The 874-nt window shown below is 39.5% G+C and carries 1 protein-coding gene and 1 pseudogene; both read right to left on the reverse strand.

Annotated elements, in window-relative coordinates:
• Positions 1-201, reverse strand: a pseudogene (locus A3756_RS18040) (hypothetical protein); the annotation flags it as partial.
• A gap of 69 nt (positions 202-270) precedes the next feature.
• Positions 271-732 (reverse strand): hypothetical protein, encoded by a 462-nt coding sequence (locus tag A3756_RS18045; protein WP_156490576.1) that lies wholly within the window; start codon positions 730-732, stop codon positions 271-273.
• Positions 733-874 lie beyond the last annotated feature (142 nt).

The following is an 874-nucleotide window of genomic DNA, read 5'->3' on the forward strand; positions in this document are numbered from 1 at the left end:
ACAGTATTTCTTGAGCCACAAACCAAAATATGGGGAAGCGTGTTCTCGGGCTCTGATGTAATCATCAAAGCTTCTGATATTATCAAAATCAATTCCTGCCAATTCGAACAACCCACTAAGCTGCTCCTTACCTTGCGCTGTAAAATAAAATTTGCCCCTCTCGTCAATAACAAACAATCCATTACCATTTTTAGCTTCCATCAATTTCGCTCCCAGTGATTCGCTGTTTGAGTTTCTTTGACAAGTGCTTTAACTTGTTGTTATCCGTATCTAAAGAGCCTCTTTGTTATAAACCGTATAGGCACAAAACTGCCCGTTGCCGCTAACCAACTCGTTAAGCACAACCTCCTCCAGAAATTGATCTAGAGTAAAATTCTCTTGCTCTCCGTCGATAGAAAGCCTTTCATCAAGCAACAATGAAATAAATATTTTCTTCTGAATAAGTGAATTAGCGAAATCTAAAGTCAGAATATTATTATTTAATCCGTTCTCAGGATTCAAGTTGCTACCAATCAGTTCTGCTCCAACACCGCTGTCCAGCTCCCAAAGCGAAGCAAAACGTGCTTTGTTCTTATTTGAGATTTTAACTCTTACGTTCTGTTCGTGCCTTGCTGCTTTCACGGAATTAGCGCCCAACAAGAATTCAAACCGATCTTCCTGCTCACATCCTGCCCAGCGCACTTGATTAATAAAGTCCTTAGTGGTCAACCACATTGTTTGAGAATCTTTCACTATGGCCCATATACGATTCCCTGAGTCAAACCTTAACCTTAACTTTCCACTCCTTATATTTCTTAGCAATACAGAGAACGGAATTAGCTTTCTTTGATCAATTAATAGCTCCTCAGAATGTTTTAAATCCAACGACAGCAAA

It is taken from the genome of Oleiphilus sp. HI0086, from assembly GCF_001635225.1.